Below are 4,160 nucleotides of genomic sequence, written 5' to 3' on the forward strand. Positions count from 1 at the left end.
CCCGACGCGCGTCCGCTCCCCGGGAGGCGGCCCCGGCGACGGCGGCACCGGCCGTCGCCACGCAAGCCGCACCGGCTCCCGCGCCTGCCGCACCCGTGCGCGAAACCGCACCGATCGGCGACGCGGCCTACCTGCGCAATCCGGCGCCCGACTATCCGGCGTTCGCGCAGGACCAGGGCTGGGAAGGGCGCGTCGTGCTGCGCGTGCACGTGCTCGCGAACGGCTCGCCCGATTCCGTCGAGGTCCGCACGAGCAGCGGCCGCCGCATGCTCGACACCGCGGCGGTGGCCGCCGTGAAGCGCTGGACGTTCGTGCCCGCGAAGCGCGGCGACGAAGCGGTCGACGGCTGGGTCAACGTGCCGATCGATTTCAAGCTGGGCTGACCCGCCGGGCGGCCCGCCACATTTTTCAAGGAACTCACATCATGAACGGTATCCCGACCACCTTCATCGTCCAGGGCGCGCTCTGGTTGCTCGTCATCTTCTCCGTCGTCACGTGGACGCTGATCGTCGTGAAGGCGATCCAGAGCCTGCGGGCGAGCGCGCGCAACCGGCGTTACGTCAGCGCGTTCTGGGCCGCGAACAGCTTTCACGAGGCGGCCGCGCTCGACGGCGCGAACAGCCCGGTGGGCGAACTCGCCGCGACGGGCTTCGACGCGCTGCGACGCGCCGACGAGAGCAGCGCGCACGATCTCGAACACAGCTGGAGCCGCCACGACCTGCTCGAGCGGCATCTGCGGCAACAGATCCACAACGCGCGCCGGCGCGAGGAGGCAGGGCTGGCGGTGCTCGCGTCGATCGGCAGCACCGCGCCGTTCGTCGGCCTGTTCGGCACCGTGTTCGGCATCATCCACGCGCTGACCGCGATCACGCACAGCGCGTCGGCGAGCATCGACGTCGTGGCCGGTCCGATCGGCGAGGCGCTCGTCGCGACCGGAATCGGGATCGCGGTCGCGGTGCCGGCCGTGCTCGCGTACAACTTCTTCGTGCGCCGCGTGAAGGCCGCGTCGGCCGATCTCGATGCGTTCGCCACCGATTTCGTCACGCTCGCGCAGAGGGCCGGCTTCCGCGTGCCGGCCGCGGCCGCCGCCCCCGCGCCGGCACGCCGTGCCGGCGACACCCGTCAGGAGGCGTTCGCATAATGGCTTTCTCTTCTTCATCCGACAACGACGACGTGCTCAGCGAAATCAACATCACGCCGCTCGTCGACGTGATGCTCGTGCTGCTCGTCGCCTTCATCGTCACGGCGCCGCTGCTCAACAACGCGGTGCACGTGAATCTTCCGAACACCGTCGCCACGGCGCCGGCCGATCGCAAGCCGAACGTCACCGTGAGCGTCGACGACAAGGGCGTCGTGTATCTCGACAAGCGAGTGGTCGCCCTCGCCGCGGTGCCGGCCGAGCTGGCCGCGCTGAAGGCCGGCCGGCCCGACGTCGCGCTCGACCTGCAGGCCGACGAGCACGTGCCGTACGGCACGGTCGCGAAGCTGATGGCCGCGATCGAGCATGCGGGCATCACGCGGCTGTCGGTGCTCACCGCGCCGCGCGGCTGATGCGCGGTTCACGACTCCTTTTCCGAACGTATCCATGAGCATCACGGCTTCCCCCAACGTCCAGTCGATCTGGTACACCCGCTGTCCGGTGCCGACGCCGCTCGGCATCGCCGCGCATCTCGGCTGGCTCGACAGCGAATTCGCCGGCGACGGCATCACCGTGCGTGCGCTGCAGGAGAGCCAGCACGCGACGCTGCATCACGCACATGTCGATCATTCGCTCGACAACGCATTCCGGCAGGGCGGCAGCATTCCCGCGCTGTGGGCGCGCGCGGCCGGCGCCGATACGCGCGTGGTCGCACTGACCTGGGTCGACGAGGCGCAGGCGATCGTCGCGCTGCCGGAAAGCGGCCTGAAGCGGCCGAAGGACCTGCGCGGGCGCCGCGTCGGCCTGCCGCGCCGCGACGGCGAGCGCATCGACATCTTCCGTGCGGCGGCGTTGCGCGGTTTCGTCAGCGCGCTGTCGCTCGACGGGCTCGGCCCCGCCGACGTCGAATGGATCGACGTGCCCGCGTCGAACCTGCGCGCACCGGTGTCGACGCCGGCGACGCGCGACGCGGCATTCAGCCATCCCGCGAGCCTGTCGAGCCGCCGGCTCTATGCGGCCGAAGCGGCCGCGCTCGTGCGCGGCGAGGTCGACGCGATCTACGTGAAGGGTTCGCTCGGGCTCGAAACCGCGCACCTGATCGGCGCGCAGCCGGTGATCGACATCGGCTTTCATCCCGATCCGCAGATCCGCATCAACAACGGGTCGCCGCGGCCGCTGACCGTCAATGCGTCGACGCTCGAACGGCATCCCGACATCGTCAGCCGCTTCCTCGCGCGCGTGACCGATGTCGAAGACTGGGCGCGCGAGCACGAGCAGGAAGTGCTCGGCTATCTCGGCCGCGAGACGGGATCGGGCCATGACTGGCTGCGGCTCGCGTACGGCGCGGACGTGCACCGGCGGCTGCGCACGGATCTCGACGAAGCGTCGATCGCCGCGCTCGACGATTTCAAGCGCTTCCTCGTCGACTGGCGATTCTTGCCGGCCGACTTCGACGTGCGCGGGTGGATCGACCGGCGCGCACTCGACGGTATCGCGACGCTGTCTCGCGACGCCGCGCGGTGAGCGCGCCGGCACGCGTCGCCGACGCCTGGCGGCGCGAGCGCTTCACCGGCGGCTTCATGCTGCTGGCGCTCGCGAGCGGCACGACGATCAGCATGGCGCAGCTCGCGACGACGCTGTACGCGCTCGCGCTCGGCGTCGACAGCGCCCGGCTTGGCATCATCGCGGCGATGGAGCCGCTCGGCATCGCGTTGATGACGCTGCCGGCCGGGCTGCTCGTCGCGCGCTACGGCGCGCGGCGCGTGTACTTCGTCGCGAGCATGGGCCCGATGCTGCTCAATCTCGTCGTGCCGTTTACCGGCGCATGGCCGCTGATCGCGCTCACGCAAGTGTTGATCGGGCTGTGCGTTCCGTTCCGGATCGTGTCAATCAACGGCGTGTTCCTCGCGCGTCTCGCGCAGATCGGCCTCGCGCGCGCCGGCTGGTACCGCGCGGCGATGTCGGTCGGGTCCGGCATGGTCGGGCCGTGGCTCGCGAGCTGGCTGATCGGCGCGCATGGCGCGGTCGCGACGTTTTGCGCGGCATCGGCGAGCTTCGCGGGCATGGCGCTGTTCAGCCGGACGCTGCTCGGCGACGCGCAGCGTGCGCCACGCGGTGCACAACCCGAAACCGGCGGCCTGCGCGCGTTGCTGGCGCTCGCATGGAGTCACGACGTGCGCGAGCAGCTCGTGCTGGAAGCCGTGAACAGCGCGACGCGTTCGCTCGCCGCCGCCTATACGGTGGTGCTGGCGATCCAGTCGCTCGGGTTGTCGCAGACGAAGGCCGTCGCGCTGCTGACGCTGCAAGGCGTCGTCGCGGTGATCGCGCTGTTCGGGCTCGGGCATGTCGCGCAGCGGATGACGGCGCGCCGCTGCCAGGCGCTCAGTCTTGCCGGCGGCGTGGCCGGGTTGCTCGCGCTGGGTCTTGCGCATGACCTATGGCTCGTCGGCGCGGGACTTGCCGCGCTGTGCGCCGGGTCGTCCCTGCTGCATCTCGCCAACATGCAGCGTCTCGGTCGTCACCCGGCCGACAAGAGCCAGGTGTCGAGCCTCTACAACCTTGCATCGATGACGGGCGCGTTCTGCGGCCCGCTGGCCGGCAGCGCGCTCGTGCCGGTCGTCGGGTTGCCGGGCGCGTTTCTGTGCTGGCTGCCCGTCGTCGTGCTGGTCGCGTTCGCGTTACGCGTCGCAACGGGGCGACGCGACGCATCGCAGCCCGTGACTGCAAAGCTGTCCTGACGACCCCATCGAGTGTTGCGTGACAAGCAGTTTGCTTCCCGTCACAGATGCGCATGCAGCACCACCTGCGCCACACACACGCCGGAAGCCCCGTGCGACGGGCTTCTCGATGCTGGCATCCGAATTGCAATAGGTAACCCGTGCGTCGCGCACGCACGTGCGTTCAACCGATCAAACAGGATGACTCATCGATGTTCAGGAAAAAACTAATCGTCACCGCGCTGGGGGGACTGCTGACGGGCGGGGCCGATTAGTTTTTTCCTGAACATCGATGAGTCATCCTG

At 69.8% G+C, this 4,160-nt stretch carries 5 protein-coding genes; all 5 read left to right on the plus strand.

Going from position 1 to position 4,160, the window contains the following annotated elements; translation table 11 throughout:
* Positions 1–383: energy transducer TonB (locus G3O00_RS40520; RefSeq protein WP_241025569.1), on the plus strand; the 383-nt coding region annotated here is incomplete at its 5' end.
* Between the two features lie 41 nt (positions 384–424).
* The gene (locus G3O00_RS40525; RefSeq protein WP_206146355.1) at positions 425–1,141 is read left to right on the plus strand and encodes a MotA/TolQ/ExbB proton channel family protein; all 717 of its coding nucleotides are present in this window, start codon (positions 425–427) and stop codon (positions 1,139–1,141) included.
* Positions 1,141–1,551, plus strand: a complete 411-nt coding sequence (locus G3O00_RS40530; protein WP_011356195.1) for a biopolymer transporter ExbD — start codon at positions 1,141–1,143, stop codon at positions 1,549–1,551. Before G3O00_RS40525 ends, G3O00_RS40530 begins: the two co-directional genes overlap by 1 nt.
* Before the next feature lie 34 nt (positions 1,552–1,585).
* On the plus strand, positions 1,586–2,662 hold the full coding sequence (locus G3O00_RS40535; RefSeq protein ID WP_206146356.1) for an ABC transporter substrate-binding protein: 1,077 nt from the start codon (positions 1,586–1,588) through the stop codon (positions 2,660–2,662).
* Complete coding sequence (locus G3O00_RS40540) at positions 2,659–3,876, plus strand: MFS transporter (RefSeq protein WP_206146357.1); 1,218 nt, start codon at positions 2,659–2,661, stop codon at positions 3,874–3,876. Before G3O00_RS40535 ends, G3O00_RS40540 begins: the two co-directional genes overlap by 4 nt.
* The last annotated feature ends 284 nt before the right edge of the window (positions 3,877–4,160 follow it).

The sequence above is a fragment of the Burkholderia sp. Ac-20384 genome (assembly GCF_017104605.1).
Classification (GTDB): Bacteria; Pseudomonadota; Gammaproteobacteria; order Burkholderiales; family Burkholderiaceae; genus Burkholderia; species Burkholderia lata.

What these genes read in the sequence shown, in the direction of transcription:
- G3O00_RS40535 (WP_206146356.1), top strand. Translation starts at nt 1,586, where the DNA reads ATGAGCATCACGGCTTCCCCCAACGTCCAGTCGATCTGGTACACCCGC.
- G3O00_RS40530 (WP_011356195.1), top strand. Translation starts at nt 1,141, where the DNA reads ATGGCTTTCTCTTCTTCATCCGACAACGACGACGTGCTCAGCGAAATC.
- G3O00_RS40525 (WP_206146355.1), top strand. Translation starts at nt 425, where the DNA reads ATGAACGGTATCCCGACCACCTTCATCGTCCAGGGCGCGCTCTGGTTG.